The organism is Citrobacter sp. Ce129 (genome assembly GCF_030334545.1).
In the GTDB taxonomy this organism is placed as follows: domain Bacteria; phylum Pseudomonadota; class Gammaproteobacteria; order Enterobacterales; family Enterobacteriaceae; genus Citrobacter; species Citrobacter europaeus.
Genome location: NZ_JAOWDS010000073.1, coordinates 234,039 through 260,570, shown reverse-complemented (window position 1 = coordinate 260,570; position 26,532 = coordinate 234,039). Strand labels below are relative to the sequence as shown.

Sequence of the window (26,532 nt, the reverse complement as noted above, 5' to 3'; positions counted from 1 at the left end):
TTATGCCACCGCTTTTTCTGTTTGCTGGGCTTTCAGCCAGGCAATCTCTTCTGCCCAGATATCCGGATTAATGGTTTCCAGTACCAGCGGAATGCCGTCAAAACGATTGTCCTGCATGATCCAACGGAAGGCATCGTGGCCAATATTGCCTTCACCTAAGCTGTGGTGACGGTCAACGCGACTGCCAAATGCGCTCTTGGCGTCGTTCAGGTGCATACCGCGCAGATACTTAAAGCCGACAATACGTTCAAATTCCGCAAACGTCTTTTCGCATTCCTCGGCGGAACGCAAATCGTATCCGGCGGCGAAGGCATGGCAGGTATCAATACAAACGCCGACACGGGATTTATCTTCGACGCCGTCGATAATGGCGGCAAGGTGCTCAAACTTAAAGCCAAGATTACTGCCCTGTCCGGCGGTATTTTCGATAACTGCCGTCACCCCCTGAGTCTGAGCGAGGGCGATGTTGATGGATTCGGCAATGCGCGCCAGACATTCATCTTCAGGGATCTGCATCAAATGGCTGCCCGGGTGAAAGTTCAGCAGGGATAAGCCAAGCAGTTCACAGCGCTGCATTTCATCGAGAAACGCATCGCGGGATTTTTCCAGCGCTTCGCTGACCGGGTGACCGAGGTTAATCAGGTAACTATCGTGAGGCAGGATCTGGGCGGAAGTATAGTGGTACTTCTCGCAAGCGGATTTGAAATCATCAATGATGTCGGTGGTCAGCGGCGCGGCACGCCACTGGCGCTGATTTTTGGTGAACAGGGCGAATGCGGTCGCTTCGATTTCTGCGGCTCGAATAGCGGCGTTAGCCAGACCGCCAGCGGCGCTTACGTGCGCTCCGATATATTTCATAAATTTAACCCGCCATACTCAAATACAAAAAGGGAGAGTATAGCGGGTTAATGGAGGTGAGTCGTGATCGTTTATGCCATCAGGGCGTGGACAGCGACGTTAATCGCAGCACCACCCACAATCAGCCAGACAAACAGCAGCAGGGCCATCAGTAACGGTTTGGCACCGGCTTTTTTCAGCGCGCTAACGTGAGTGGTCAGCCCCAGAGCAGCCATCGCCATTGCCAGCAAAATAGTGTCCAGCGTTACCAGCATGTTCACTACCGACTGCGGCAGCAGGTGGAACGAGTTAAAAATCGCGACCACAATGAACAGGATGGCAAACCATGGAATGGTGATTTTGCTCTTCTCACCGCCTGTGGCAGGAGACAGTTGTTTTACGCGAGCGGCCAGGAGGATGAGGAACGGTGCCAGCATCATGACGCGCAGCATTTTGGCAATAACCGCGGCGTTTTCCGCATCCGGGTTAATGGCGTGCCCTGCAGCCACTACCTGTGCCACTTCATGCATGGTGGAGCCAATGTAAATGCCGTAGGTTTCTGGACTAAACCAGTGCGCCAACAGCGGATACATCGCCGGATACAGGAAGATAGCGATGGTACCGAAGATCACCACGGTAGCGACAGCGACGGTTACCTTACTGGCTTCCGCTTTCACCACCGGTTCGGTTGCCAGCACGGCGGCGGCACCACAAATGCTGCTCCCCGCGCCAATCAGCCAGCTGGTGTGGCGGTCCAGACCAAACACTTTCTGCCCCAGGAAGCAGGCAATCATAAAGGTACTGCTTAGCGTTAACACATCAATCACGATACCGCTGACGCCGACGTCAGCAATTTGCGCGAAGGTGAGGCGGAAACCGTAGAGGATAATCCCCAGACGTAATAAATGTTGTTTAGCAAACAGCACGCCGCCGTCACAGCTTTTCCAGATGTGCGGATAGACGGTGTTGCCGAGAACCATCCCCAACAAAATTGCTAAGGTGAGGGCGCTGAACCCGGCACCTGCGACGGCGGGAATGGATCCACCCCATAAGGCGACCCCAGTGATAACTGCACTCAGGGCGAGCCCCGGAATAAAATGCCACGCTGTACGACGATGAGTCTGCAAGGTGAGTTCTGTCATATCCTTCTCCTTTATCTGGGTAAAAGAGTACGGCGAAGTGGTTTAAAAATAAAATTGATTATATATTTATAATTAATCTATATAAGTGGTATACCCGCCATACTTCAAGTTGCATGTGCGTTGGCTGCGCTCGTTCACCCCAGTCACGTACTTAAGTACGCTCCCGGGGATGTTCTCTCTTGCCGCCTTCCTGCAACTCGAATTATTTAGGGTATAAGTAACGGATATCCGGTGGAAAACGACTATGCATATCACCCTGCGACAACTTGAAGTGTTTGCTGAGGTACTAAAAAGCGGCTCAACGACCCAGGCGTCTGTCATGTTGGCATTGTCGCAGTCGGCGGTGAGTGCGGCGCTAACCGATCTCGAAGGGCAACTTGGCGTGCAGCTGTTTGACCGTGTCGGCAAACGGCTGGTGGTCAACGAGCACGGGCGCTTGCTTTATCCACGCGCGCTGGCGCTGCTTGAGCAAACGATCGAAATCGAACAGCTTTTTCGCGAAGATAATGGTGCTATTCGGGTCTACGCCAGTAGCACTATTGGCAACTACATTTTGCCCGCCATGATCGCCCGTTATCGCCAGGATTTCCCTGATTTGCCGCTGGAGCTTAGCGTGGGCAACAGCCAGGACGTAATCAATGCGGTGCTGGATTTTCGGGTAGACATTGGGCTGATCGAAGGGCCGTGTCACAGCACGGAAATCATCTCTGAGCCGTGGCTGGAAGACGAACTGGTGGTGTTTGCCGCACCCTCGTCACCGCTCACAAAGGGGTCCGTTACGCTGGAACAGCTGGCGGCTTCGCCGTGGATCCTGCGCGAGCGAGGATCGGGTACGCGCGAACTGGTGGATTACCTGCTGCTGTCCCATCTGCCGAGATTTCAGATGGCAATGGAGTTGGGTAACTCGGAGGCCATTAAGCATGCGGTGCGCCATGGTCTCGGGATCAGCTGTTTGTCGCGCCGGGTTATAGCGGAGCAGTTACAGGCGGGTACGTTGAGCGAAGTTCCTGTGCCGCTGCCGCGTTTAGTCCGCACTCTCTGGCGCGTTCATCACCGGCAAAAACATATCTCTAATGCCATTACGCGTTTTTTACATTACAGCGACCAGGTAGAACTGGGCGATTAAAGCGCTGATTGTCGAAAGGTCCCTCTAAGCATGCTGGCGGTTACGTTTTATCCGCCTTGCGTCGCCCATTTTCTGCTTTACTTATAATCCGCGGCCAGTCATGAAGGTCTCTTATAACTGCGTATTTGTGCCGGAAGAATGCCATTTCGTCTGCTACAATCGCACCTCATTTTTTGGATGGATAGCATTTTCACATGGTTTCCGAAACTAAAACCACAGAAGCGCCCACGCTACGTCGTGAACTGAAGGCGCGTCACCTGACGATGATTGCCATTGGAGGCTCCATCGGTACAGGTCTTTTTGTTGCATCTGGTGCAACTATTTCTGCGGCGGGTCCTGGCGGCGCGTTGTTCTCTTATATATTGATCGGTCTGATGGTGTACTTCCTGATGACCAGCCTCGGTGAACTGGCTGCCTATATGCCGGTTTCCGGCTCGTTTTCCACCTACGGTCAGAACTACGTAGAAGAAGGCTTTGGCTTCGCGCTGGGCTGGAACTACTGGTACAACTGGGCGGTAACGATTGCCGTTGACCTGGTGGCCGCACAGCTGGTGATGAGCTGGTGGTTCCCGGACACGCCAGGCTGGATCTGGAGCGCACTGTTCCTCGGCGTTATCTTCCTGCTGAACTACATTTCCGTTCGCGGATTTGGTGAAGCGGAATACTGGTTCTCACTGATCAAAGTTACCACCGTCATTATCTTCATCGTGGTTGGCGTGATGATGATTTTCGGTATCTTCAAAGGCGCTCAGCCGGTGGGCTGGAGTAACTGGACGACCGGTGATGCACCGTTTGCCGGTGGCTTTGCCGCGATGATTGGCGTGGCGATGATCGTCGGCTTCTCCTTCCAGGGTACGGAGCTTATCGGTATCGCGGCAGGCGAATCTGAAGATCCTGAAAAGAATATTCCACGTGCGGTACGTCAGGTGTTCTGGCGAATCCTGCTGTTCTATGTGTTCGCGATTTTGATTATTAGCCTGATCATTCCGTACACCGATCCGAGCCTGCTGCGCAACGACGTGAAAGACATCAGCGTTAGCCCATTCACGCTGGTATTCCAACATGCGGGTCTGCTGTCTGCGGCGGCGGTGATGAACGCGGTTATCCTGACGGCGGTGTTGTCTGCGGGTAACTCCGGGATGTACGCCTCCACGCGTATGCTTTACACCCTGGCATGCGACGGTAAAGCGCCGCGCATTTTCGGTAAACTGTCTCGTGGCGGCGTTCCGCGTAACGCGCTGTATGCGACCACCGTGGTGGCGGGGCTGTGCTTCCTGACCTCGATGTTTGGCAACCAGACCGTGTACCTGTGGCTGCTGAATACCTCCGGGATGACGGGCTTTATCGCCTGGCTGGGGATCGCCATTAGCCACTATCGCTTCCGTCGTGGTTATGTGCTGCAGGGTCACGATGTGAAGGATTTGCCGTACCGTTCTGGCTTCTTCCCGTTGGGTCCGATCTTCGCCTTTGTGCTGTGTCTGATTATCACTCTCGGCCAGAACTACGAAGCGTTCCTGAAAGACAGCATTGACTGGGGCGGCGTGATGGCAACCTATATCGGTATCCCGCTGTTCCTGATTATCTGGTTTGGCTATAAGCTGACGAAAGGAACCCATTTTGTTCGCTATAGCGAAATGAAATTCCCGGGTCGCGTGAAGAAATAATTCTTAACCAGCTACGGCAGAAAAAACAAAACCCCGGCATGATGAGTGCCGGGGTTTTTTATTGCGCCAGACTTAGAAGCTGTAAGTCATGCCAACCGTGTAACGACGTCCATCAAGAACGGTGTCGTAGGTATCGTAATCGATTTGTTTATCCAGCACGTTATACACGCCAGCGGTCATCAACAGATCCTTGGTGGCATAGTAACGTAAACCAACATCGACCTGAGTATAGGACGGCGTGCCCTGGGCCATGGAGGTACGGCTCAGGTATTCAGACGTTTTCCCGCGCAGATTCAGACGGCTCCAGAAACCGAGATCCTGGGTGGCCTGCCAGTCCAGCGTAGTGTTGAACATATGCTTCGGCATTTTGTTCAACGGCTGGCCGGAGAACTGACCGCTTTTCTGCTCAGATTCCGTATAGGTATAGTTCGCCGTCCAGTTGACGTCGGAGGTGATTTTCCAGCCGAAGGTGGATTCTACGCCGCGCATATTGGCTTTATCGACGTTAACGCGATCGCTGACGAAGTCATAATGGGTATTGCCGATGGTGCAGGCCGGATCGGAACTGCTGTTGCAACGGCGAACTTCGGTGATTTTGTTTTTGAAGTCAGTATTGAACAGCGTAACGCCCGCATTGAGGTCGTTGCCGTTATCCCACAGTAAACCGATCTCTTCGCTGAGGCTTTTCTCTGGTTTCAGGTCCGGGTTGCCGACAATGATTCCGTTCAGACGACCGCCGCCGGTGACCTGTCCCCAACTGGCAGAAGACTGGCGCAGATCCGGGGCGCGATAGCCCGCAGAAACGCCGCCTTTTAAGGTCCATTGATCGCTCAGATGCCATACGCCATAGCCGCGTGGCGTCCAGTTGTCGCCGTAGTTTTCATCTTTATCCATACGCAGACCGCCAGTCAGCGTGAAGGTATCGGTAACGGCCCATTCATCTTCGGCAAATAGCGCCCAGCTCCAGCGAGTCAGTTTGTTCAGTCCATCAGCCGCTTGTAGCTGGTTGCCATTATCGCGCAGTTTTTCATAACGATATTGCCCGCCCAACGTCAGGGTGTGCGCCCCAAGGAAGACCTGGTTCTGGTTATTGAAAATCGTGTTATAAGACTTCATCTGGCGACCGGGGTTGTCGGTCTCTTCCTGCTGGATATAGCTGGTGGAGTTGAAGTCGTCGTAATAACCGCTGTGGGTCAGGGAATACGTCGTGTGCACATACTTGTTTTCGCTTTTACTGTTGGGCTTACAGCTCCCGTTACGGCAGTTTTCCTCGGCCATGGATTTGCCTGGCGTACTGTCGCGATCCTGCAGTTCACGCGCGTAATCGAAGTCGATGTCATTTTTATCATCTGGCGTAAAGTTCAGGGTTAAACCCCCGTTACGCATACGCTGTTCATTGTAGCCATTAAGGATTTTATCTTCGGCCCGGTGGGAGAATAAGCCAGTCACCTTCGCGCCGAGTAATCCGTCAATCAGTGGCCCAGACGCATAGGCGTTAGTCTGGTAAATATCGCCGGAATCTCTGTCTTCCTGGAAGGTGGCATCGCCGTGCAGAGAGCCGGTCCAGGCTTTGGTATTCGACACTTTCTTGGTGATGACGTTAATGACGCCACCCATCGCATCGGAGCCGTAGAGGGATGACATCGGGCCGCGGATTACCTCGATACGCTCGATGGATTCCAGCGGCGGCAGCCAACCTTGCTCAATACCTGAGTTGTCGCTGTTAGGACGTGTGCCGCGTGTGCTAATGCGTTTGCCGTTGACCAGGAAGAGCGTGTATTGCGAAGCCATACCGCGAATACTAATATCGCTGCTGCTCCCCCCGCCGGTGACGACGACGCCAGGGACATCTTTTAGCGCATCGGTAACATCGCGATAGGCTTTGTCCTCAATCTGCTGCTTGGTAATAACAGATATCGACGCGGGTGCATCCTGAATTTTCTGCTCGAAGCCGGTAGCGGTAACGACTACGGTGTCTTGTTCAGCGGCATGGCCGAGTGATGGGAGACTGGCGACGCATACTGCGGCAGCTACAGCCTTAACGTGAGGTATAGTCATTTGTATCATTCCATTTAAATGAATCAAACTGCGTGTCATATGAAAGGCCATGACAATTGTATGTATTTGTCTTTTAAGGACTCTTTTCAGTAAAGAAGCGAATGGATTGTACAAAAGTATGAATGTTTGTAAACACAAATGATAATAGAAATCATTTGTGTTTGATATTGTTTCGATATAAAAGCTTTTTTAATCAATAGGATAATGTGGAAAGAAAAAAGGAGAAAAAGTGAAGGAATGATGGAGGAATGAAGAGGAAGGACACCTTTTTGACGCTGAAAGAGCCTAACCGAAGGACAGCGGCGATGGTGCCACCGTCCTGTTATGGCTGGCTTATAGCCGATGGAATTTGGCGAGTAAGGCCAGTGACAAGGTGGTTAACAGGATTGCGATCACGGCATAGAGATAGACTCCAGACCACTCCCAGTTGTTCTTTACTAATATCACCGGTACGCCTGCTAATGCCGCGCCAACATAGCTAAACAATCCGCGGAAACCGGTTATCGATCCCGCCGCATCTTTGTGAGTGACATCCAGACAACCTACGGCAAAAAGCATATGCGGGCCGTACAGGGCAAAACCCATAATAGTGAAGAGAATGGCCGTAATGGTATATGAAGTATCCTGAACTAGTGGGATTAAGGTAATACACACGCAGAGCATTAATGCGAATATTAATCCTGTCATCCAGCGGTTACTTTTAAACATAAAGTCCGATAAGTAACCCGCCAGTAACCCCCCGGCAAGTCCTCCGGCTTCAAACCACGAGATAATGGAGTTGGCTTTAATCAGGCTCCAGCCATGTACCTGAGAATAGTAAATTTGTGGCCAGTCGTTGAGGATGGTGCGGGCAATATAAACCGACATATCGCCAATGATAATAATCCACACCAGCGGGTTAATCAGGATATATTTAACAAAAATCTGCCAAAAGGAGAGGTTAACCGGACTGGCTTTAACCTGGGCTAACTCTGTTGGATCCTTGCGCCATTCGCCAACGTTGGGCAAACCTAAGGTCCCGGGACGGTCTTTAATTGTAAAGAGCGCAATGACCCCCATCAGCAAGGAGATCGCGCCCGGCACATAAAAACCCATTTTCCAGCTACCGCTCCAGACAATCGCGAAACTTGTCAGCAGTGGGGCGAGACTACCGCCAATATTATGCGCCGCTTCAACGACCGCCCACCAACGCCCGCGTTCATTCTTGGAAAACCAGGATGCCATGATCTTTGCCATTGGCGGAAAACTGGTGCCCTGGAGGATAGCATTGAGGCTGTACAACACATAAAACGCGGCAACGCTGTCGGAAAAACCAAACAGAATATTAACGATCCCCACGCCAATGAGCACCGGTCCGGTCATGGCTTTCGGGTTGATTTTATCAACCAGCATGCCGCCAACAAACTTCATTGAGCCATACAGAATGTAAAACAGTGAAGACATGATGGCAAAATCTTCAGCGGTCAGAGCGGTATCTGACAGCATGGCCGGCATGGCGGCTGAGAAGTTTTTACGTGTTAAATAAAAGACGGCGTAAGAGATAAAAACTGAGGTAATAATCTCTATTCTGAATTTTTTGTAAGTATGGTCGATCTCTTTTTCTTCTTTTACAACCGGCTTATCAGCCTGGCTGAATATAAATGATTTCAAGCTCATATGATTTTCCCTTCAGACAGTGCTCGTGGGGTTATAATCCATTTTCGATAAAGAACAAAAGCGACTCGAATCCGTGAAAGTTAATCTGATTGGCAATTAAATTCCTGACGGCGGGTTTTGCTTGCCAGGCAATACCAGTGCCAGCATACGTCAGCATGGGGATATCGTTGGCGCCATCACCGCAGGCGATAATATTATGCTGAGGTATCTGTAGAGAGTCGGCAAGTATGGCCAACGTTTTCTGCTTATTTTCTGCATTCATGATTGGCGTGGAAATATTATCCGTTAGCATGCCATCCCTGATTGCAACGATATTTGAAAATACATAATCCAGCTGATATTTCTGTTGTAAACGGCGGGTGAAAATATCCAGTCCGCCGGAAATGATCGCTGTTTTAAATCCCTTCTGTTTGAGGAATGGCAAAATGGTGGTGATGCCGGGAGAGGCCGTCATCCGATCGCATACGGCATTGATGACATCGATGTGCGTCCCTTTTAACATTCCGATGCGCTGAGTGAAACTGCTATTGAAATCCAGTTTTCCTTCCATCGCCTGCTGCGTCAATTCCGTTATCCGATCGGTGATGCCTAGCGCGTGGGCGATCTCATCCACACCTTCTTCCTCGATAAACGTCGAGTCCATGTCAAAGGCGATGATCCCGTTCGTCGGGATGATTTGCGGTTTTAGGAAAAAATCAAATTGCTGAGTGAACGATGTAGCTCTTAGTTTCTTGTATATGTCATCGGTGAATACTTCATCGGGTATTGATAATTTTAAATACGGTTTATTGAATGCGGCTATAGATAACTGTTCCAGTGCGCAAGGATATTGTTTGGTCTCGGTATTTAGAAACGTATTGTGCAGCCATGCCTGAAGTTTTTCAGGATCTTTTGCACTAATAAAATAAATAATTGCCATTATCTCACTCCTGTAAATTAAGATTATTGTAATAGTAGAGGGTGGTGATTGAATCCTGCTTTATCACAGATGTGAATGTTAAAAAAAAGATAAAATAGTATTGTTTTTTATACCAACAAATAAACAAAGTCTGAAAGGTATCGTTTTTGATATACGCGTCACGGTCTGCTGCTACTGGCGGTATATTCTATTTTGACTAACAGGGATGGGTCTGAAATGGAAAGTTGTATTGATATTTTTAAAGTCGTTATTGGGCCTTCCAGTTCAAGAACAGTAGGGCCAATGCGTGCCGCGTTTAACTTCATTTCACAATTAAAGCTACAGGAGATCTTACCGCTAACGCGAGAAATCGAGGTTGAGCTATATGGCGCGCTCTCATTAAGCCGCAAGTGTCATAACGTTGATATCGCTCTTTATCTGGGGCTGTTGGGCAACCAGCCGGATGATGTTGATTTACGCCAGCAGATGGATCTCATTAAACGTGCTGAACAGGACGGCACCCTGACGCTTTCTCCTTCAGTTACCGTGACGGTCGCGATTAAGCCGAATCAACACCCGCATTCTGGTCATCCCTATGCGATGACGTTTCGCGCCAGGGATGATTATTTTACGTTGTATGAAGAAACATGGTTTTCAACCGGCGCCGGCCAGGTTCGCAAACCCGGCGAGTCGGTGCCCGAGAGAGCCGCGCAAAAAAACGCATTTCCGTTTGCGTTTCAAAATGCCGCGCAGCTGCAGGCGCTGTGCCAGCGTAATGGATTATCCGTTGCGGCATTAATGATGAAAAATGAGTTACAGATGCATTCTCAGGCGGCGTTGCATGACTATTTCGCGCATGTTTGGGCGGTAATGCAGCAGGCAGTCCATCGTGGTCTGCATACTGAAGGCCTACTGCCCGGCTCGTATCAGGTGCCGCGCAGGGCCTGCTCGCTCTATAAATTACTGGCAATGAAACCCTCTGCTAACGACTTTCTCACCAACCTCAACTGGGTGAATGCGTTTGCGATTGCCGTCAGCGAGGAAAACGCCGCAGGAGGGCGGGTGGTGACCGCGCCGACCAATGGTGCCAGCGGTATCATCCCAGCGGTCCTCAGTTGGTACGATAAGTTTGTCTGTAAGCTGGATAGCGCATCGGTTATCCGCTTTTTCCTCACCGCTGGCGCCATTGCGCTACTGTTCAAACAAAACGCGTCTATTTTGGGTTCTGAGGTCGGGTGTCAGGGAGAGATCGGTGTGGCCAGTTCGATGGCCGCGGCAGGGTTAGCGGAACTGATGGGGGCGTCAGTTGCTCAGGTGCTGAATGCCGCAGAAATCACCATGGAGCATCATCTCGGGCTGACCTGCGATCCGGTTGGCGGGCAGGTACAAATTCCCTGTGTCGAGCGAAATGCGATTTCGTCCGTAAAAGCGATTAACGCCGCAACGATGGCGATGAGCCGCGTCAGCGAGCCATGCGTTTCGCTCGATGAGGTGATTGCAGCCATGTATGAAACGGGTAAAGACATGAGCGCGAAGTACCGCGAAACGTATCACGGCTGCCTTGGGAAAATTCAGCCCAAAAATCGGGGGAGGGCGGCATGAAATATCACACCATGAATAATGATGAAATCATCTTGTCATTATGCGCTCGCATTAGAGAAACGCGGATTTCTCTGGCGCTAACACAGCAGCAGCTTGCTGACAGTGCACAGGTCGGCATTGCGACCATTAAACGCATCGAGAAAGGCGGTGGCCTCAATCTGGACACGCTTATCTCCCTGTTGCGGGCGCTGAAAAAGTTGCACCACCTGGATGCAATCTTATTCGAGTCTGAAGTGCGTAATTTTAACGAAGGTCATGAAGGCGGTGAGAGCGTGGGGCGATTACAGGTACGCCAGCAGGCGGCCGATCTAAATCGTAAAGCGTCCGCGCCGCAGTCAGAAGAGATGAGCTACAGCGCGGCAATAGAAAATACGCTTTACTGGTGATCACTTCAGCAGATACTGGGCATGGAAGCGCAGGTGATCCTCAATAAACGACGCAATAAAGTAATAGCTGTGGTCGTAACCTGGCTGGATGCGCAGCGTCATCGGCCATGCGGTTTGACGGGCCGTTTCGGCCAGTACCGCAGGCTGGAGCTGATCGGCAAGAAACTGGTCGCTGTCGCCTTGATCGATTAGCGTCGGAATCGCATCTGCGGGCTTGCTGGCCAACATTAACGCGCAGCTGTCCCACTCGGCCCACTGTGATTTATCTTCACCCAGATAAGCGCTAAACGCCTTCTCGCCCCACGGAATGCGGCAAGGATTGACGATCGGCGCAAAGGCGGAAATGCTGGTGTATTTCCCGGGATTTTTCAGCGCCATAATCAACGCGCCGTGACCGCCCATGGAATGTCCACTAATGGCGCAGCGATCGCTGACGTTAAACTGCGATTGAATCAGTGCCGGCAGCTCATCACGCAGATAGTCATACATGCGAAAATGCGTTGCCCACGGCGGCTGGGTGGCATTGAGGTAAAATCCCGCGCCCTGGCCTAAATCGTAGCCGTCATCGTTGGCAACCTGCTCGCCGCGCGGGCTGGTGTCCGGCATCACCAGAACAATGCCCAGCTCAGCCGCGATGCGCTGCGCACCGGCTTTGGTGGTAAAGTTTTCATCATTGCAGGTCAGGCCCGACAGCCAGTACAGCACCGGAGGCGGGGCGTTATCGCGGGGTGGCGGAAGAAAAATACTGAAGGTCATGGCGCAATTTAACGTGGTAGAGTCGTGACGCCAGCGTTGCTGCCAGCCTTCAAAACAGCGGTGCTCTTCAAGCATTTCCATGCGTGGCTCCTTATTGTGTTGAACCTGAATGTGTTTGCGAACTCACCATAATACAGATTATTCATAGCACTGTGAGTAACTTTCACTTCCGCATTGAGCAAACATACTTCATCATCTATATAACTTTACATTAACACTCGATGTCACCGGGTTGAATGACAAGTGAAATCGCTACGCTGAAAGGCTGCGCCAATTTCAATAATTATCGCGGTGAATACTGGATTATGTGCGCCGCCTCACGCACAATGTTCTGGCTGTGACACAGCCTAAAAACTTTGCCCCATGCAGGGCAGAGGCGCCCCACCTGCAGGAGAAGAAGAAATGTCATCACTCAGTAAAGAAGCGGCCCTGGTTCATGAAGCGCTGGTCGCACGTGGTCTTGAAACGCCACTACGCCCGCCCGTGCAAGAGATGGATAACGAAACGCGCAAACGTCTTATCTCGGGCCATATGACCGAGATTATGCAGTTGCTCAATCTCGACTTGAGCGATGACAGTTTGATGGAAACTCCGCATCGCATTGCGAAAATGTATGTCGATGAGATTTTCTCCGGCCTCGATTACGCCAACTTCCCGAAAATCACCGTCATTGAAAACAAAATGAAGGTGGACGAGATGGTCACGGTCCGCGATATCACGCTGACCAGCACCTGCGAACACCACTTTGTCACTATCGACGGCAAAGCGACGGTGGCGTATATCCCGAAAGATTCGGTCATTGGTCTGTCGAAGATTAATCGCATTGTGCAGTTCTTTGCACAGCGTCCGCAGGTTCAGGAACGTTTGACCCAGCAGATCCTCACCGCGCTGCAAACGCTGCTCGGAACCAATAATGTGGCGGTGTCGATTGATGCGGTACATTACTGTGTGAAAGCGCGCGGCATTCGTGATGCGACCAGTGCGACCACGACCACGTCTCTTGGCGGATTGTTTAAGTCCAGCCAGAACACGCGTCAGGAATTCCTGCGCGCAGTACGTCATCACAACTGATTAGGGCAGGAACCATGGAGCGTAATGTCACGCTGGATTTTATTCGTGGCGTCGCCATTCTTGGTATCCTGCTTCTCAATATTAGCGCCTTTGGCTTGCCAAAGGCGGCATACCTCAATCCCGCGTGGTATGGCAACATCACCTTATCCGATGCCTGGACCTGGGCGCTGCTCGATCTCTTTGCGCAGGTAAAATTCCTCACGCTGTTTGCATTGCTGTTCGGGGCCGGTCTGCAAATGCTGCTCCCGCGCGGCAAACGCTGGATCCAGTCGCGGCTTACGCTGCTGGTGCTGTTGGGTTTTATACACGGTTTACTTTTCTGGGATGGCGATATCCTGCTGGCATATGGCTTAATTGGCCTGATTTGTTGGCGGCTGATCCGGGATGCGCCGTCGATAAAAAGCTTGTTTAACACCGGCTTACTGCTTTATCTGGTGGGGGTTGGCGTACTGCTGCTGCTGGGGGTTATCTCAGGGAGTGAAACCAGTCGCGCCTGGACGCCGGATGCCTCAGCGTTGCTGTATGAAAAATACTGGAAAGTGAACGGCGGAATGGAAGCAGTCAGCAATCGCGTGGATATGATGTCCAATAGCTTGCTGGCGTTAGGCGCGCAATACGGCTGGCAACTGGCGGGGATGATGCTGCTCGGCGCGGCATTAATGCGCAGCGGCTGGCTAAAAGGGCAGTACAGCTTACAGCATTACCGACGCACCGGCGTGCTGCTGGTTATTATCGGCATGGCGATTAACCTGCCTGCTATTATCATTCAGTGGCAACTGGACTGGACCTACCGCTGGTGTGCCTTCTTGCTGCAAGCCCCGCGAGAGCTGGGCGCGCCGTTGCAGACTATCGGTTACGCCGCGCTGATGTTCGGTTACTGGCCGCAGCTTAGCCGCTTTAAATGGGTCATTGCCATCGCCTGTGTGGGCCGCATGGCATTAACCAACTATCTGTTACAAACCTTAATCTGCACCACGCTGTTTTACCAGGCCGGCTTATTTATGAAATATGACCGGCTGGAGCTGCTGTTTTTCGTCATACCGGTCTGGGCCGTGAATCTACTTTTCTCCATCATATGGCTACGTTTTTACCGCCAGGGCCCGATAGAATGGCTGTGGCGTCAATTAACCCTGCGTGCTGCGGGGACATCATTGCCGCGTACATCCAGATAACGATCTGGATCACATTCATTAACAAAATGGATGTAAGCGCTTTCATTCCTGTGACACCACTCACGCAGTCCGTTTCATTGTGCTGACAAAATACCCAACCTGGGGCGTCTGTGGGTAACCACAATCTAAAACAGGGCAGTGAATATGGTAACCATCCGTGATGTGGCACGACAGTCTGGCGTTTCTGTAGCGACCGTTTCTCGCGTATTAAACAACAGTGCGCTGGTAAGTCCCGATACGCGTGAAGCGGTAATGAAAGCCGTCACGCAATTGGGCTATCGACCTAATGCCAACGCGCAAGCGCTGGCGACGCAGGTAAGCGACACCATTGGCGTTGTGGTCATGGATGTATCAGATGCGTTTTTTGGCGCGCTGGTAAAAGCCGTGGATATGGTTGCCCAGCAACATCAGAAGTACGTCCTGATTGGCAACAGCTATCATGAGGCGGAAAAAGAACGTCATGCCATTGAGGTGTTGATTCGCCAGCGCTGTAACGCACTGATTGTTCACTCTAAAGCATTGAGCGATCGGGAGCTGGCCGAGTTTATGGATCAGATCCCCGGCATGGTGCTGATCAATCGCCTGGTGCCAGGCTACGCTCACCGTTGCGTCTGCCTGGATAACATCAGTGGGGCTAAAATGGCGACCCGAATGCTGCTGAATAATGGTCACCAACGCATCGGTTATCTGGCATCAAGCCATCGCATTGAAGATGATGCAATGCGTAAAGAAGGGTGGTTAACAGCCCTAAAAGAGCAGGAGATTGTTGCGGCAGAAAGCTGGGTCGGCACCGGTTCGCCCGATATGCAGGGCGGAGAGTCCGCGATGGTGGAACTGTTGGGACGTAACTTACAACTGACGGCGGTCTTCGCCTACAACGATAATATGGCTGCCGGCGCGCTGACTGCGCTAAAAGATAACGGCATCGCTATTCCATTACACCTTTCTATCATTGGCTTCGATGATATTCCCATCGCGCGTTACACCGATCCGCAGCTGACCACTGTGCGCTATCCCATTGCCTCAATGGCAAAAATGGCGACGGAGCTCGCGCTGCAGGGCGCGGCAGGCACATTGGATCCGCAGGCGACGCATTGCTTTATGCCGACGCTGGTGCGTCGCCATTCGGTGGCGCTGCGGCAGAATGCGGCACCGATCACTAACTCATAACGTTGCGCGATGTAACCGCTTTCAATATGTGAGTAAATTCACAGTATATTAACAATGCGATAGCTATGATGACACTGTTTGTTGCGCTGTAACTACTATGTAACGGTGAATAATCACTTTCATCGAGGTATAGGTGCCTTAAACAAAAATTAAAGCCTGTTTTTGGAGCGTTGCCAGACACGGAAGAAATATTTTTTAAAAGTGAGCTTCGGCGTTCAGTAACACTTCAGTAACGTTCTGCCTGCCGAGCATTTATCTCAAGTACTACCCTGCATAATAAAACCGGAGATACCATGAATAAGAAGGTGTTGACCCTGTCTGCTGTAATGGCAAGCATGTTATTCGGCGCGGCTGCGCACGCTGCTGATACCCGCATTGGTGTAACTATCTATAAGTATGATGATAACTTTATGTCTGTAGTACGTAAGGCTATCGAAAAAGATGCTAAAGCGGCGCCAGATGTCCAGTTGCTGATGAATGACTCGCAGAACGACCAGTCCAAACAAAACGATCAGATCGACGTGCTGCTGGCAAAAGGCGTGAAAGCACTGGCGATTAACCTGGTTGACCCGGCAGCAGCAGGCACGGTCATTGAAAAAGCACGCGGACAGAACGTACCGATCGTGTTCTTCAACAAAGAACCTTCTCGTAAGGCGCTGGACAGCTATGACAAAGCGTATTACGTCGGTACCGACTCTAAAGAATCCGGTATTATTCAGGGTGATTTGATTGCCAAACACTGGGCTGCAAACCCGAACTGGGACCTGAACAAAGACGGCAAAATTCAGTTTGTTCTGCTGAAAGGCGAACCGGGACACCCGGATGCTGAAGCGCGTACCACTTACGTGATTAAAGAGCTGAACGACAAAGGCATTAAAACTGAGCAGTTGCAGTTAGATACTGCAATGTGGGATACCGCTCAGGCGAAAGATAAGATGGATGCGTGGATGTCCGGTCCAAACGCGAACAAAATTGAAGTGGTTATCGCCAACAACGATGCGATGGCAATGGGCGCAGTTGAAGCGCTGAAAGCACACAATAAAACCAGCGTACCGGTATTTGGTGTGGATGCGCTGCCTGAAGCACTGGCGTTGGTGAAGTCTGGCGCAATGGCCGGTACCGTGCTGAACGATGCCAACAATCAGGCGAAAGCCACCTTCGATCTGGCGAGAAATCTGGCTGACGGCAAAGGTGCAGCTGATGGCACCAACTGGAAAATTGAGAACAAGATTGTTCGCGTTCCGTACGTAGGTGTCGATAAAGATAATCTGGCAGAGTTTACCAACAAATAAATACTCCGTATGTGGGCGCAATTTCATTGCGCCCTTAATTATGCACTCTGCAAGGCCAACAAGGTATAATTATGGTCAGCACACATACTCAGTCGTCAGGCGAATACTTGTTGGAAATGACCGGCATCAACAAGTCCTTCCCCGGCGTTAAGGCTCTTGATAATGTCAATTTAAAAGTCCGCCCGCATTCGATTCATGCCTTAATGGGCGAGAATGGCGCGGGGAAATCCACATTATTGAAATGCCTTTTCGGCATCTATCAAAAAGATTCCGGCAGTATTTTATTTCAGGGTAAAGAAATCGATTTTCATTCTGCTAAAGAAGCGCTTGAGAATGGTATTTCGATGGTCCACCAGGAATTAAACCTGGTATTACAACGTTCTGTGATGGATAACATGTGGTTGGGACGCTATCCCACCAAAGGCATGTTTGTCGATCAGGAAAAAATGTACCGCGATACCAAAGCGATATTCGATGAACTGGATATTGATATCGATCCGCGCGCGCGCGTTGGCACATTATCCGTTTCACAAATGCAGATGATTGAAATTGCGAAAGCATTCTCCTATGACGCCAAAATCGTCATCATGGATGAGCCGACTTCATCGCTAACCGAGAAAGAAGTTAACCATCTGTTCACCATCATCCGTAAGCTGAAAGAGCGTGGATGCGGCATTGTTTATATTTCGCACAAGATGGAGGAAATCTTCCAGCTGTGTGATGAAATTACCGTGCTGCGCGACGGCCAGTGGATAGCGACTCAGCCACTGGAAGGGCTGGATATGGATAAGATTATCGCCATGATGGTTGGGCGTTCACTTAACCAACGTTTTCCGGATAAAGAGAACAAACCCGGTGAAGTTATTCTGCAAGTGCGTAACCTGACTTCGCTGCGTCAGCCGTCGATTCGTGATATCTCGTTTGATTTGCACAAAGGGGAAATTCTCGGGATTGCCGGTCTGGTGGGCGCAAAACGTACTGATATCGTTGAAACGCTTTTTGGTATTCGTGAGAAATCATCGGGTACGATTACGCTCCACGGCAAAAAGATTAATAACCACAGCGCAAATGAAGCCATCAACCACGGTTTTGCGCTGGTCACGGAAGAGCGCCGCTCAACCGGTATTTATGCGTATCTGGATATTGGTTTTAACTCGTTAATTTCCAATATCCAAAATTATAAAAATAAAGTTGGTCTGCTGGATAATTCCCGCATGAAGAGCGATACCCAGTGGGTTATTGACTCAATGAGGGTGAAAACGCCGGGCCATCGTACACAAATCGGTTCACTATCCGGCGGTAATCAACAAAAGGTCGTTATTGGCCGCTGGTTATTAACCCAGCCAGAAATTCTGATGCTGGATGAACCCACGCGTGGTATTGATGTTGGCGCGAAATTTGAAATTTATCAGTTGATTGCCGAACTCGCGAAAAAGGATAAGGGGATTATTATTATTTCCTCTGAAATGCCGGAGCTGCTGGGAATTACCGATCGTATTCTGGTGATGAGCAATGGTCTCGTTGCCGGAATTGTTGACACTAAAACTACAACGCAAAACGAAATCCTCCGTCTTGCGTCTTTGCACCTTTAAGATTAGGGGCTCCTTATGAGTGCGTTAAATAAGAAAAGTTTTCTTACTTACCTGAAAGAAGGCGGAATTTACGTTGTTCTTTTAGTTTTGCTGGCAATTATTATTTTCCAGGATCCCACTTTCTTAAGCTTACTGAACCTGAGTAATATTCTGACGCAATCCTCGGTGCGTATTATTATCGCATTGGGTGTGGCCGGGCTGATCGTTACCCAGGGGACCGACCTGTCTGCGGGACGTCAGGTCGGCCTGGCGGCGGTCGTGGCGGCAACCTTGCTGCAATCAATGGAGAACGCTAATAAGGTGTTTCCTGAGATGGCTACGATGCCAATCATCGTAGTGGTGCTGATTGTCTGCGTGATTGGTGCCGTTATCGGTCTGGTGAACGGCATTATCATTGCTTATCTGAACGTGACGCCGTTTATTACCACTCTGGGTACGATGATTATCGTTTACGGGATCAACTCCCTGTACTACGACTTCGTCGGCGCATCGCCAATTTCTGGCTTTGACAGCGGATTCTCAACCTTTGCGCAGGGCTTTATTGCGCTAGGCAGTTTCCGACTCTCCTACATCACCTTCTACGCGTTGATTGCCGTAGCCTTTGTGTGGGTGCTGTGGAACAAGACCCGCTTCGGTAAAAACATTTTCGCCATCGGCGGAAACCCGGAAGCTGCGAAAGTGTCCGGGGTAAACGTTGCGCTGAACCTGCTGATTATCTATGCCTTGTCTGGCGTGTTCTATGCCTTCGGTGGTTTGCTCGAAGCCGGGCGTATCGGCTCGGCGACCAACAACCTCGGCTTTATGTATGAACTGGATGCGATTGCGGCGTGCGTGGTTGGCGGCGTGTCGTTCAGCGGCGGGGTAGGGACCGTGTTTGGCGTGGTGACCGGTGTGATTATCTTCACCGTTATCAACTATGGTCTGACCTACATCGGCGTGAACCCATACTGGCAGTATATTATCAAGGGCGGCATTATTATCTTCGCTGTGGCGCTGGACTCACTGAAGTACGCGCGTAAGAAGTAAACGTACAACGCAAAAAGCCCGGCACAGCGCAATCTGTACCGGGCTTTTCTTATCAGCGTTACAGCGTTAACGCATGTTCTTTCTCTCCGGTTTTAAATTTCACCTCGCCCAGATCAATACAGGCAACCGGGCAAACGTGACCGCACAACAAGCATCCCACACATTTTTCCGTGTCGCAGTGCGGCGTGCGGGTTTCCTCATTCCATTCCATCGCCTGATGCCCACCGTCATAGCAGGAGATGTAGCAGCGCCCACAACCAACGCATTTATCAAGATGGATGTTCGGATAGACGATGTAGCTACGATCAAGTTCCTCAGCGGGGATGATATTGGCATTGGCCAGACCCACCATCTCCTCCAGTGACTCAAACCCTTGATCGGCGAGGTAATGTGACAATCCGCTGCTCATATCCTCCACAATCCGATATCCATATTGCATGATCGCGGTGGTCACCTGCAGCGTGGCCGCGCCTAACAGTAAAAACTCAGCGGCATCCTCCCAGGTTTCAATTCCCCCGATGCCGCTAATTGGGAAATCTCGCAGTTCAGGGTGCATGCGCAGTTGTTGGATAAAACGCAGGGCGATAGGTTTAACGGCCTTGCCGGAGTAGCCGGAAATGCTGGATTTACCATTGACGACCGGCATCCCGATCTTCCGCTTCAGGTCGATATTGGTGATGGATTTAACCGTATTGATGGTCGCGATACCGTCGGCACCTCCGCGTTTTGCCGCCAGCGCCACCTCGCACATATCACCAATATTTGGCGTCATTTTAGCCAGCATTGGCAGGGTAGAGCCGCGTTTAACCGCCCGACAGTATTTTTCAACCAGCTCAGGGCTTTGCCCCACATCGCTGCCCATGGCATGTGAGGTCATTTGCGGGCACGAGAAGTTACACTCGATCATATCTGCACCCGCTTCTTCAACCAGACGGGCCAGTTCCTGCCATTGCTGCTCATTTTCTCCCATGATCGACGCAATCAGGACCTTGTCAGGGTAGTCCTGTTTCAGTCGGCGGATCGCGGCCAGATTCTCTTCCAGCGGATGCTCGGCAATTTGCTCCATGTTTTTGAAGCCAATGAAGCCAGTATCTTCTTTGGTGAGATGATCAAAACGTGGGGAGACTTCATTCGCAATAAAGAAACCGATCGTTTTAAAAACAATACCGCCCCAGCCGCTATCATAGGCTTTGGCGCACATTTCATAACAGTTGCCTACCGGCGAGGAAGAGAGGCAGAATGGGTTGGGGAATTTGACGCCGCAAAAAGTAATAGAAAGATCTTTCGTTAACATGAGCAAGCTCCCTCTAAATAGTGATGAATGGCCTGAGCGGCTTCCTTACCGGTTTTCACGGCGTAAACCACCGTTTTATCGCCTTCAACAATATCGCCCGCAGCAAACAGGACCGGATCGGCGGTTTGGTAGTTTTGCGTATCAATAAGATTACGCTGTGGCTTTAACGCGGCGAAATTAGCTAGCTGAGCATGTTGGCCGACGGCGAGAATAATGTGTTCGGCTTCAAGCGTGAGTTCGCCCGGCAGGCTTACGTGCTTAAAGGTGACGCGATTTCCGCTAACCGCTACCGGCGTGAAACCGTCAATAATCGATACCCCTAATGCCTGAGTGCTGCTGAATTCTTTGTCGCTGGCCGGGAAGTCGGCCAGTTCTTCACGCGCGACGCAGGTAACTGATGGGCAACCCAGCAGCTTCAATGTACTGGCGACATCCATCGCCACGTCGCCGCCACCGATGATTAATGCACTTTGCGCGACGGTAATATCACCGCTGGCTTGCCGGGCCCGTTGCAGAAAATCGACGGCAATTTCGACGTTTTCCGCATGGTCAAACATGGGTAATGTGGAACCGTAAGACATGCCTACGGTAACCAGTACGGCGCGATATTCTGCTTTGAGTTGCTCAACGGAAAGGGCATTGCCGACTTCACAATTGCACTTGATAGTCACGCCCATTTCAACGATACGGGCAATTTCATGATCCAAAACCGAGTGCGGCAGACGAAACTCTGGAATGCCATGGCGCAACCAGCCGCCTGGCTGGGCCTGTTTTTCGAAGATGGTGACGTCATAACCCAGATTGCTCAGCGTTACGCTGGCCTGTAACCCTGCCGGCCCCGCACCGATGACGGCGACCTTACCCAACGTTTTTGTTGCGGGCTGATAGATTTTCATTGCAGTCTGCTGTTCAAAATCGGTAATAAAACGCTGCAGACGAGCAATATCAATAGGCTTATCAATTCCTGAGCGCGTGCATCCGCGCTGGCATAATTTTTCTGTCGGGCAAACCCGGGCGCACACCGCACCGAGCGCATTATTTTCGCGGATAGTTTCGGCGGCGCCTTTAAAATTACGAAAATAAATGGAGCGAATAAATTTCCCCGGGTCGGTTTGCGCCGGGCAATCCTGACTACAGGGAGCATCGTGACATAATAAACAGCGGGAAGCCTCTTTTATTGCTAATAATGGAGTAAAACCAGGCGTGAGCTCATCCAGATAATTTTGTAGTGGCATATTTTCTTCCTTAATGCTTGAGTAAATTAAGGCAAACCGTTAATAACAAAATATAAAAAGTGAAAGGCTATTCTTAAGGCTAAGCACTGCAGGAAGAGTATTCTGTGAAAGAATTCACAAATAGAAGATAGTTTGAGGGAAATGCTGGGGGACAGCATTAATCCCTTATATTGAAATGGTAACTATTATCAAAATATTAGCTATTCTCAAATGCTAATATAAAGGCAATATCCTTAACGATAAAAAACTAAGTAAATAACCATACCGAAGGATAAACATCCGCATCCGGCATAAACCAGTACATAAGACCAAAATTGCAGGGGCTCTTCATGGCGATAAGCGTAGACCGGTTCGCGCGCATTCTTCTTAATTTTATCTACGGCCCCGGAGCGCCAGCCTTTCCAGGCTTCGCGAAAACAAAATACGGGAATGAGCAGAAAGGCCAACACGACGAAAAGGGTTTGTACATCCATGCTTATTTTCCTTGTTTCTTTTGTAATTCGAGCAGTTGTTCAGGCGTAACCGCCGGATATCCCTGTGCGTCGTCCGGTACCTGATGCATGGTAGGGATAGGCACCAATGGGCCTAAAAAGCGGGGTTCACGTTTAAAAATGTAGAGATCGGCAAGTGCGCCAAAACGGGCGCCAAATTCACGTACCCGCACGGTGAGCATATCCTTTGGCGAAGGTACGGCGTAGCACTGAGCCTGGATACCCATATGCAGCGCAATAAACAAGGCACGCTCGCAGTGGAAGCGCTGGGTAATAATGATGAAATCGTTGGTATCGAACACTTTGCGGGTACGCACGATGGAGTCAAGCGTCCGGAACCCGGCGTAATCAAGCACGATGTCTGCTGGATCGACGCCTGCGGCAATAAGATCCTTACGCATCGTCATGGGTTCGTTATAGTTTTGCTGCGCGTTGTCGCCGCTTAACAGCAGATAGTTTACCTTCCCGCTGTTATAGGCGTTCAATGCGCCCTGAATGCGGTAGCGATAATACTGATTGATGACGCCGGTACGGTAATACTTCGCCGTGCCCAGAACCACACCAACCTGGCGGTAGGGTAAATCCTGCAGTTCGTCGTAGATGTAGGGGGCTGTCTTCCAGCTCATCCAGCGGTCGAGTCCAAGCACAGTCAAAAGCAGCAAGCCTACCAGGACTAACAGGCTGTAAAACACGCGCTTTAACATGCAGAAAACTCGTTATTTGGATGGAATTTCAATCAGGCTACTGTACCGGAAGACGTAGCGCAAGAAACAGCAATCTGATTGAGGGGATTTTCAGCAAAACGGTCATATTGAATGGTCGTCTTGCAGGCCGGACGGCGATATTGGCCGATCCGCCCTGCAGTACGAATTTTTACGCTAACAAAACGCGCTCAATATTATCGCAGCCTAACGCTTTCAGGGTGGCGGAGGTCGCATCCCACTGAATCAACGGCGCATCGGCTTTTTCAGCCAGCACGGCGCGTTGGATGTCCGGGTAGTCATAACCGTTCAAATTCAACAGGTTTAACGCGCCCTGCAGCGGCGGCAGGGTCGGATTGAAGGCGGCGTTCTCAGCATAGCTGCCGCTAAAAATTCGACCATCTTTGCATTCCAGCGCAACGCCGCTTGGGGATTTGCTGTACGGCATATGGCATCTGTTGGCGGCGGTAATTGCCGCCTGGGTCAACGCATCGCCCTGCAGCGCGAAGCCGTGATCCTGATCGTCCATCAGCAGCGTTTTGATCTCCAGATCTTTCGGTCCGAAGGCATCTGGCAGGTAATCGCGCAGCACGTGCGGCGCACGCCCCGGCAGATGAATGCGTAAGTCCAGTCCGCTGTTCAGTTCGTTCATAAACTGGCGACAGTGTCCGCACGGCGTGTAGTTGACGGTGATGGCGGCGAGCCCTTTTTCACCGCGCAACCAGGCGTGGCTGATGGCGCTTTGCTCGGCATGAACGGTTTGCTGCATGGTCGCGCCCAGGAACTCCATGTTCCCACCGAAGTACCAGTTACCGCTGATGCCGCGAGAAATTGCCCCAACGTTGAAATTGGACAGCGGGGTACGCGCGCAGGCCGCAGCCAGCGGCAGCAGAGCGAATGCCAGCGCGTCTTCGTCCAGTCCCGATTCGCGTTTCAGCAAAGAGACCTGCTCAGCAGTCAGCATGGCGGGGAAATGCACATCCGCCAGAACAGGCGCCAGGGCTGATTGCAAGTTATCCGCGAGTTGGGCAAAAGCAGTTTGAAAACGTGGATGCATGGCGATGCCTCATAACAATGTAATGGAATCGTAGTTTACGGGCCTGTTACGGCTTTATATGTGATCCAAATCTCATTGCGTGTGCAACTTATGAAACTTAAATGAAAAATGTGCAACGCATCGCAAATAAATTACCAAAAAATGAAGGTTAACCGACCACCGCCAGAATAATCGGGAACAGGAATGGGGCGACTAACGAGGTGATAATCCCGCAAATAACCAGCGCCAGAGAGCCAAACGCGCCTTCCTGGTAGTCCAGCTCCGCACAGCGAGCGGTGCCGAGGGCATGCGAAGCAGTGCCCATTGCCAGCCCACGTGCGGCTTTGGTGCGAATACGCATCGCATTAAGCAACGTATGTCCAAACACAGCTCCGAGGATACCGACAAAAATGACGCAAACGGCGCTGATAGCCGGAATACCGCCAATACTGCCTCCCACCGCCATAGCGATAGGCGTAGTGACCGATTTCGGCATGATAGACGCGGCAATTTGCGGCGATGCGCCCATTAACAGGGCGACTGTTGTCCCCGTAACCATCGCCACGATGCTTCCCACAAAACAGATAGCGATGATTGATTTCCAGCGGGCGCGGATCTGGTGCAACTGTTCATATAACGGATAGGCCAGCGCGACCACGGCAGGTTGCAACAAATCGTTCAGCACCTCACTGCCTTTGAAATAATGATCGTAGGGAATACCGGTCAGCAGCAGAATGGGAATAATCACCACCATGGCGACCAGCAGCGGGTTCAATAGCGGCATTTTAAATCGTGCAGCCAGCTTACGTGCGCCGAAAAATACCGCCAGCGTCAGAGGTAACGACCACCATATATACGACATCATTCTTTAGACCCTTTTTGCCCAACGATTTTGCGCTCACCGTGCACAATGTGCGAACTCCAGCTCACCACCAGGAAAACGACCAGCGTACTGATGGTGCAGGACACCACCACCGGACCAAATTGTGCGCGGAGCAGATCAAAGTACTGCATGATCCCAACGCCAATTGGGACAAACAGCAGGGCCATATAACGAATCAGCACGTAGCAGCCAGGGTTAACCCATTTTGCTGGTAACACCTGCAAAGCCAGTAAAACAAACAGAATCAGCATGCCGATAATGCTGCCCGGAATGGTGATAGGAAGTAGTGACGCAAGAAAAATACCTGCATAGAGGCAGGCATAAATCAGGACGAATGCGCGCAAATATTGCCAGATAGTGTTCAGTGCTTTGCTCATAGTTGAAACCCTTGACGAGACTGATTCATCATACAATTAAACTTCAAAACGTGCTACCGATCACATCATGAATTCTAAGCATAGAGGAAATAGATATCTGGAACATCGGGCGATGGCCCTAACTATCTACGCTAAACCTGTGCCAGGTAATACAGAAAACGATTCAAAGCGGTAGTGGGCGTTTCATTGTTGCGCCAGAATACGCCTACGCTGCCTTTTTGTTCAATTTTCGGCAGATTCAGAATAGCCAACTGTCCCTGGGCGGCATAACGCTGCGCCAGGCGTAGAGAAAGAATAGAGATCATGTCGCTACTTTGCAGCAGGTTGGTGCTGACGTTGATCGACGCCGATTCAATGATGTTTTCCGGCAGCATGACGCCGTTATCTACTAGCGCGTTATCAATGCTTATCCGGATGGGCGTTCCCGTCGGCCAGACAATCCAGCGCCAGTTAGCCAGATCGTGCCAGGTGAGTAGGGGATATTTTGCCAGCGGATGGTCGGGACGTGCGACGAAGCAGACCGGCTCGGTATACAGCACCTGATAATTGAGCGGCAACTGAAGCGCCCGGCCGCCGACGCGACCGACGACGACATCCACCGAACCCGCAAGCAGATCGTGCAGCAGCGGGGTCATCACCTTTTCTTCAATATTAAGATGCAGGGTGGGCAGTTCTGTGAGTAAACCCAGTATCGCCTGTGAAACGCAGTCGGTCGCCACCGGCGAGCAACCAATCTTCAGGCTCCCTACCAGGCCGCCTTGCTTAAAACGGGCGATTTCATACTGCGAACGTTCCATATCATTGATCAGGCGTTGGGCATGCTGAAGTAGCAGTTTACCGCCTTCGGAAGGACGCAAGCCTTTGCTGTGACGTTCAAAGAGCGTGATGCCAATCTCATCTTCGAGCTGTGATAACCATTTTGACAACGCTGGCTGGGTGATATTCATCATCCGGGCAACGTGAGTCAAATTCCCCTGTTCGCCCAGCGCGATAAGCGTTTGCAGGTGGTGCAACTTCAGTTTCTGCGCCCAGTTAGCCATTTGCTATAACCTCCAGGTTATGCCTCT

24 protein-coding genes are annotated in these 26,532 nt (G+C 51.0%); 10 read left to right on the top strand and 14 right to left on the bottom strand.

Annotated features, from left to right (window positions below; translation table 11 throughout):
• Positions 1–858: a deoxyribonuclease IV gene (gene nfo / locus OGV77_RS20885; RefSeq protein WP_043016968.1), complete on the bottom strand. Its 858-nt coding sequence runs from the start codon at positions 856–858 to the stop codon at positions 1–3.
• 71 nt (positions 859–929) lie between these two features.
• Positions 930–1,979 (bottom strand): YeiH family protein, encoded by a 1,050-nt coding sequence (locus tag OGV77_RS20880; protein WP_043016967.1) that lies wholly within the window; start codon positions 1,977–1,979, stop codon positions 930–932.
• A 244-nt stretch (positions 1,980–2,223) separates the two neighbouring features.
• Here OGV77_RS20880 and yieE point away from each other — a divergent pair, with 244 nt between their 5' ends.
• Both yieE and lysP read left to right on the top strand, forming a co-directional pair.
• Positions 2,224–3,105: a DNA-binding transcriptional regulator YeiE gene (yieE, locus tag OGV77_RS20875; protein WP_043016966.1), complete on the top strand. Its 882-nt coding sequence runs from the start codon at positions 2,224–2,226 to the stop codon at positions 3,103–3,105.
• Between the two features lie 194 nt (positions 3,106–3,299).
• Complete coding sequence (gene lysP, locus OGV77_RS20870; RefSeq protein ID WP_003027419.1) at positions 3,300–4,769, top strand: lysine-specific permease; 1,470 nt, start codon at positions 3,300–3,302, stop codon at positions 4,767–4,769.
• Positions 4,770–4,841: 72 nt separating this feature from the next.
• On the opposite strand, the gene OGV77_RS20865 is transcribed toward lysP, so the two are convergent.
• The 3 genes from OGV77_RS20865 to serB all read right to left on the bottom strand — a co-directional run bounded on the left by OGV77_RS20865 (position 4,842) and on the right by serB (position 9,402).
• A complete protein-coding gene (locus OGV77_RS20865; RefSeq protein ID WP_047409946.1) occupies positions 4,842–6,827 on the bottom strand; it encodes a ligand-gated channel protein in 1,986 nt (661 codons plus the stop codon).
• A gap of 333 nt (positions 6,828–7,160) precedes the next feature.
• On the bottom strand, positions 7,161–8,483 hold the full coding sequence (locus OGV77_RS20860) for an MFS transporter (protein WP_047409949.1): 1,323 nt from the start codon (positions 8,481–8,483) through the stop codon (positions 7,161–7,163).
• 31 nt (positions 8,484–8,514) lie between these two features.
• Complete coding sequence (gene serB, locus OGV77_RS20855) at positions 8,515–9,402, bottom strand: phosphoserine phosphatase SerB (protein WP_087051320.1); 888 nt, start codon at positions 9,400–9,402, stop codon at positions 8,515–8,517.
• A gap of 216 nt (positions 9,403–9,618) precedes the next feature.
• Here serB and OGV77_RS20850 point away from each other — a divergent pair, with 216 nt between their 5' ends.
• Together OGV77_RS20850 and OGV77_RS20845 are read left to right on the top strand one after the other, a co-directional pair.
• Complete coding sequence (locus OGV77_RS20850; RefSeq protein WP_087051321.1) at positions 9,619–10,983, top strand: L-serine ammonia-lyase; 1,365 nt, start codon at positions 9,619–9,621, stop codon at positions 10,981–10,983.
• On the top strand, positions 10,980–11,369 hold the full coding sequence (locus OGV77_RS20845) for a helix-turn-helix domain-containing protein (protein WP_043016962.1): 390 nt from the start codon (positions 10,980–10,982) through the stop codon (positions 11,367–11,369). Before OGV77_RS20850 ends, OGV77_RS20845 begins: the two co-directional genes overlap by 4 nt.
• Here the strand turns inward: OGV77_RS20845 and fghA are convergent, their stop codons facing one another.
• The gene (gene fghA, locus OGV77_RS20840) at positions 11,370–12,206 is read right to left on the bottom strand and encodes an S-formylglutathione hydrolase (RefSeq protein WP_087051322.1); all 837 of its coding nucleotides are present in this window, start codon (positions 12,204–12,206) and stop codon (positions 11,370–11,372) included.
• Between the two features lie 321 nt (positions 12,207–12,527).
• On the opposite strand from fghA, the gene folE reads away from it, so the two are divergent.
• The 6 genes from folE to mglC all read left to right on the top strand — a co-directional run bounded on the left by folE (position 12,528) and on the right by mglC (position 19,448).
• Positions 12,528–13,196 (top strand): GTP cyclohydrolase I FolE, encoded by a 669-nt coding sequence (gene folE, locus OGV77_RS20835; RefSeq protein ID WP_003027410.1) that lies wholly within the window; start codon positions 12,528–12,530, stop codon positions 13,194–13,196.
• 14 nt (positions 13,197–13,210) lie between these two features.
• Positions 13,211–14,368: a DUF418 domain-containing protein YeiB gene (gene yeiB, locus OGV77_RS20830; RefSeq protein ID WP_286502971.1), complete on the top strand. Its 1,158-nt coding sequence runs from the start codon at positions 13,211–13,213 to the stop codon at positions 14,366–14,368.
• Between the two features lie 144 nt (positions 14,369–14,512).
• Entirely contained in the window at positions 14,513–15,538 is a 1,026-nt protein-coding gene (galS, locus tag OGV77_RS20825; protein ID WP_043016959.1) for an HTH-type transcriptional regulator GalS, read from the top strand.
• 293 nt (positions 15,539–15,831) lie between these two features.
• Positions 15,832–16,830 carry a galactose/glucose ABC transporter substrate-binding protein MglB gene (gene mglB / locus OGV77_RS20820; protein WP_043016958.1) on the top strand — a complete coding sequence of 333 codons (999 nt, stop codon included), beginning with the start codon at positions 15,832–15,834 and terminating at the stop codon, positions 16,828–16,830.
• A 71-nt stretch (positions 16,831–16,901) separates the two neighbouring features.
• On the top strand, positions 16,902–18,422 hold the full coding sequence (mglA, locus tag OGV77_RS20815; protein ID WP_003027396.1) for a galactose/methyl galactoside ABC transporter ATP-binding protein MglA: 1,521 nt from the start codon (positions 16,902–16,904) through the stop codon (positions 18,420–18,422).
• Between the two features lie 15 nt (positions 18,423–18,437).
• Positions 18,438–19,448: a galactose/methyl galactoside ABC transporter permease MglC gene (mglC, locus tag OGV77_RS20810; protein WP_005129205.1), complete on the top strand. Its 1,011-nt coding sequence runs from the start codon at positions 18,438–18,440 to the stop codon at positions 19,446–19,448.
• A gap of 58 nt (positions 19,449–19,506) precedes the next feature.
• Here the strand turns inward: mglC and preA are convergent, their stop codons facing one another.
• The 8 genes from preA to OGV77_RS20770 all read right to left on the bottom strand — a co-directional run bounded on the left by preA (position 19,507) and on the right by OGV77_RS20770 (position 26,505).
• Positions 19,507–20,742 (bottom strand): NAD-dependent dihydropyrimidine dehydrogenase subunit PreA, encoded by a 1,236-nt coding sequence (preA, locus tag OGV77_RS20805; RefSeq protein WP_075145910.1) that lies wholly within the window; start codon positions 20,740–20,742, stop codon positions 19,507–19,509.
• A complete protein-coding gene (locus OGV77_RS20800) occupies positions 20,736–21,977 on the bottom strand; it encodes an NAD(P)-dependent oxidoreductase (RefSeq protein WP_087051325.1) in 1,242 nt (413 codons plus the stop codon). Before OGV77_RS20800 ends, preA begins: the two co-directional genes overlap by 7 nt.
• A 233-nt stretch (positions 21,978–22,210) precedes the next feature.
• Entirely contained in the window at positions 22,211–22,450 is a 240-nt protein-coding gene (locus OGV77_RS20795) for a DUF2542 family protein (protein ID WP_047409976.1), read from the bottom strand.
• A 2-nt stretch (positions 22,451–22,452) separates the two neighbouring features.
• Entirely contained in the window at positions 22,453–23,172 is a 720-nt protein-coding gene (gene sanA, locus OGV77_RS20790; protein ID WP_043016954.1) for an outer membrane permeability protein SanA, read from the bottom strand.
• 169 nt (positions 23,173–23,341) lie between these two features.
• On the bottom strand, positions 23,342–24,226 hold the full coding sequence (cdd, locus tag OGV77_RS20785) for a cytidine deaminase (protein ID WP_043016953.1): 885 nt from the start codon (positions 24,224–24,226) through the stop codon (positions 23,342–23,344).
• Between the two features lie 148 nt (positions 24,227–24,374).
• Entirely contained in the window at positions 24,375–25,070 is a 696-nt protein-coding gene (locus tag OGV77_RS20780; RefSeq protein WP_043016952.1) for a CidB/LrgB family autolysis modulator, read from the bottom strand.
• Positions 25,067–25,465 carry a CidA/LrgA family protein gene (locus tag OGV77_RS20775; RefSeq protein ID WP_043016951.1) on the bottom strand — a complete coding sequence of 133 codons (399 nt, stop codon included), beginning with the start codon at positions 25,463–25,465 and terminating at the stop codon, positions 25,067–25,069. The genes OGV77_RS20780 and OGV77_RS20775 overlap by 4 nt, the downstream gene beginning before the upstream one ends.
• A gap of 131 nt (positions 25,466–25,596) precedes the next feature.
• Positions 25,597–26,505 carry a LysR substrate-binding domain-containing protein gene (locus tag OGV77_RS20770; RefSeq protein WP_043016950.1) on the bottom strand — a complete coding sequence of 303 codons (909 nt, stop codon included), beginning with the start codon at positions 26,503–26,505 and terminating at the stop codon, positions 25,597–25,599.
• Positions 26,506–26,532: the final 27 nt, after the last annotated feature.

What these genes read in the sequence shown, in the direction of transcription:
- nfo (WP_043016968.1), bottom strand. Translation starts at nt 858, where the DNA reads ATGAAATATATCGGAGCGCACGTAAGCGCCGCTGGCGGTCTGGCTAAC.
- OGV77_RS20880 (WP_043016967.1), bottom strand. Translation starts at nt 1,979, where the DNA reads ATGACAGAACTCACCTTGCAGACTCATCGTCGTACAGCGTGGCATTTT.
- yieE (WP_043016966.1), top strand. Translation starts at nt 2,224, where the DNA reads ATGCATATCACCCTGCGACAACTTGAAGTGTTTGCTGAGGTACTAAAA.
- lysP (WP_003027419.1), top strand. Translation starts at nt 3,300, where the DNA reads ATGGTTTCCGAAACTAAAACCACAGAAGCGCCCACGCTACGTCGTGAA.
- OGV77_RS20865 (WP_047409946.1), bottom strand. Translation starts at nt 6,827, where the DNA reads ATGACTATACCTCACGTTAAGGCTGTAGCTGCCGCAGTATGCGTCGCC.
- OGV77_RS20860 (WP_047409949.1), bottom strand. Translation starts at nt 8,483, where the DNA reads ATGAGCTTGAAATCATTTATATTCAGCCAGGCTGATAAGCCGGTTGTA.
- serB (WP_087051320.1), bottom strand. Translation starts at nt 9,402, where the DNA reads ATGGCAATTATTTATTTTATTAGTGCAAAAGATCCTGAAAAACTTCAG.
- OGV77_RS20850 (WP_087051321.1), top strand. Translation starts at nt 9,619, where the DNA reads ATGGAAAGTTGTATTGATATTTTTAAAGTCGTTATTGGGCCTTCCAGT.
- OGV77_RS20845 (WP_043016962.1), top strand. Translation starts at nt 10,980, where the DNA reads ATGAAATATCACACCATGAATAATGATGAAATCATCTTGTCATTATGC.
- fghA (WP_087051322.1), bottom strand. Translation starts at nt 12,206, where the DNA reads ATGGAAATGCTTGAAGAGCACCGCTGTTTTGAAGGCTGGCAGCAACGC.
- folE (WP_003027410.1), top strand. Translation starts at nt 12,528, where the DNA reads ATGTCATCACTCAGTAAAGAAGCGGCCCTGGTTCATGAAGCGCTGGTC.
- yeiB (WP_286502971.1), top strand. Translation starts at nt 13,211, where the DNA reads ATGGAGCGTAATGTCACGCTGGATTTTATTCGTGGCGTCGCCATTCTT.
- galS (WP_043016959.1), top strand. Translation starts at nt 14,513, where the DNA reads ATGGTAACCATCCGTGATGTGGCACGACAGTCTGGCGTTTCTGTAGCG.
- mglB (WP_043016958.1), top strand. Translation starts at nt 15,832, where the DNA reads ATGAATAAGAAGGTGTTGACCCTGTCTGCTGTAATGGCAAGCATGTTA.
- mglA (WP_003027396.1), top strand. Translation starts at nt 16,902, where the DNA reads ATGGTCAGCACACATACTCAGTCGTCAGGCGAATACTTGTTGGAAATG.
- mglC (WP_005129205.1), top strand. Translation starts at nt 18,438, where the DNA reads ATGAGTGCGTTAAATAAGAAAAGTTTTCTTACTTACCTGAAAGAAGGC.
- preA (WP_075145910.1), bottom strand. Translation starts at nt 20,742, where the DNA reads ATGTTAACGAAAGATCTTTCTATTACTTTTTGCGGCGTCAAATTCCCC.
- OGV77_RS20800 (WP_087051325.1), bottom strand. Translation starts at nt 21,977, where the DNA reads ATGCCACTACAAAATTATCTGGATGAGCTCACGCCTGGTTTTACTCCA.
- OGV77_RS20795 (WP_047409976.1), bottom strand. Translation starts at nt 22,450, where the DNA reads ATGGATGTACAAACCCTTTTCGTCGTGTTGGCCTTTCTGCTCATTCCC.
- sanA (WP_043016954.1), bottom strand. Translation starts at nt 23,172, where the DNA reads ATGTTAAAGCGCGTGTTTTACAGCCTGTTAGTCCTGGTAGGCTTGCTG.
- cdd (WP_043016953.1), bottom strand. Translation starts at nt 24,226, where the DNA reads ATGCATCCACGTTTTCAAACTGCTTTTGCCCAACTCGCGGATAACTTG.
- OGV77_RS20780 (WP_043016952.1), bottom strand. Translation starts at nt 25,070, where the DNA reads ATGATGTCGTATATATGGTGGTCGTTACCTCTGACGCTGGCGGTATTT.
- OGV77_RS20775 (WP_043016951.1), bottom strand. Translation starts at nt 25,465, where the DNA reads ATGAGCAAAGCACTGAACACTATCTGGCAATATTTGCGCGCATTCGTC.
- OGV77_RS20770 (WP_043016950.1), bottom strand. Translation starts at nt 26,505, where the DNA reads ATGGCTAACTGGGCGCAGAAACTGAAGTTGCACCACCTGCAAACGCTT.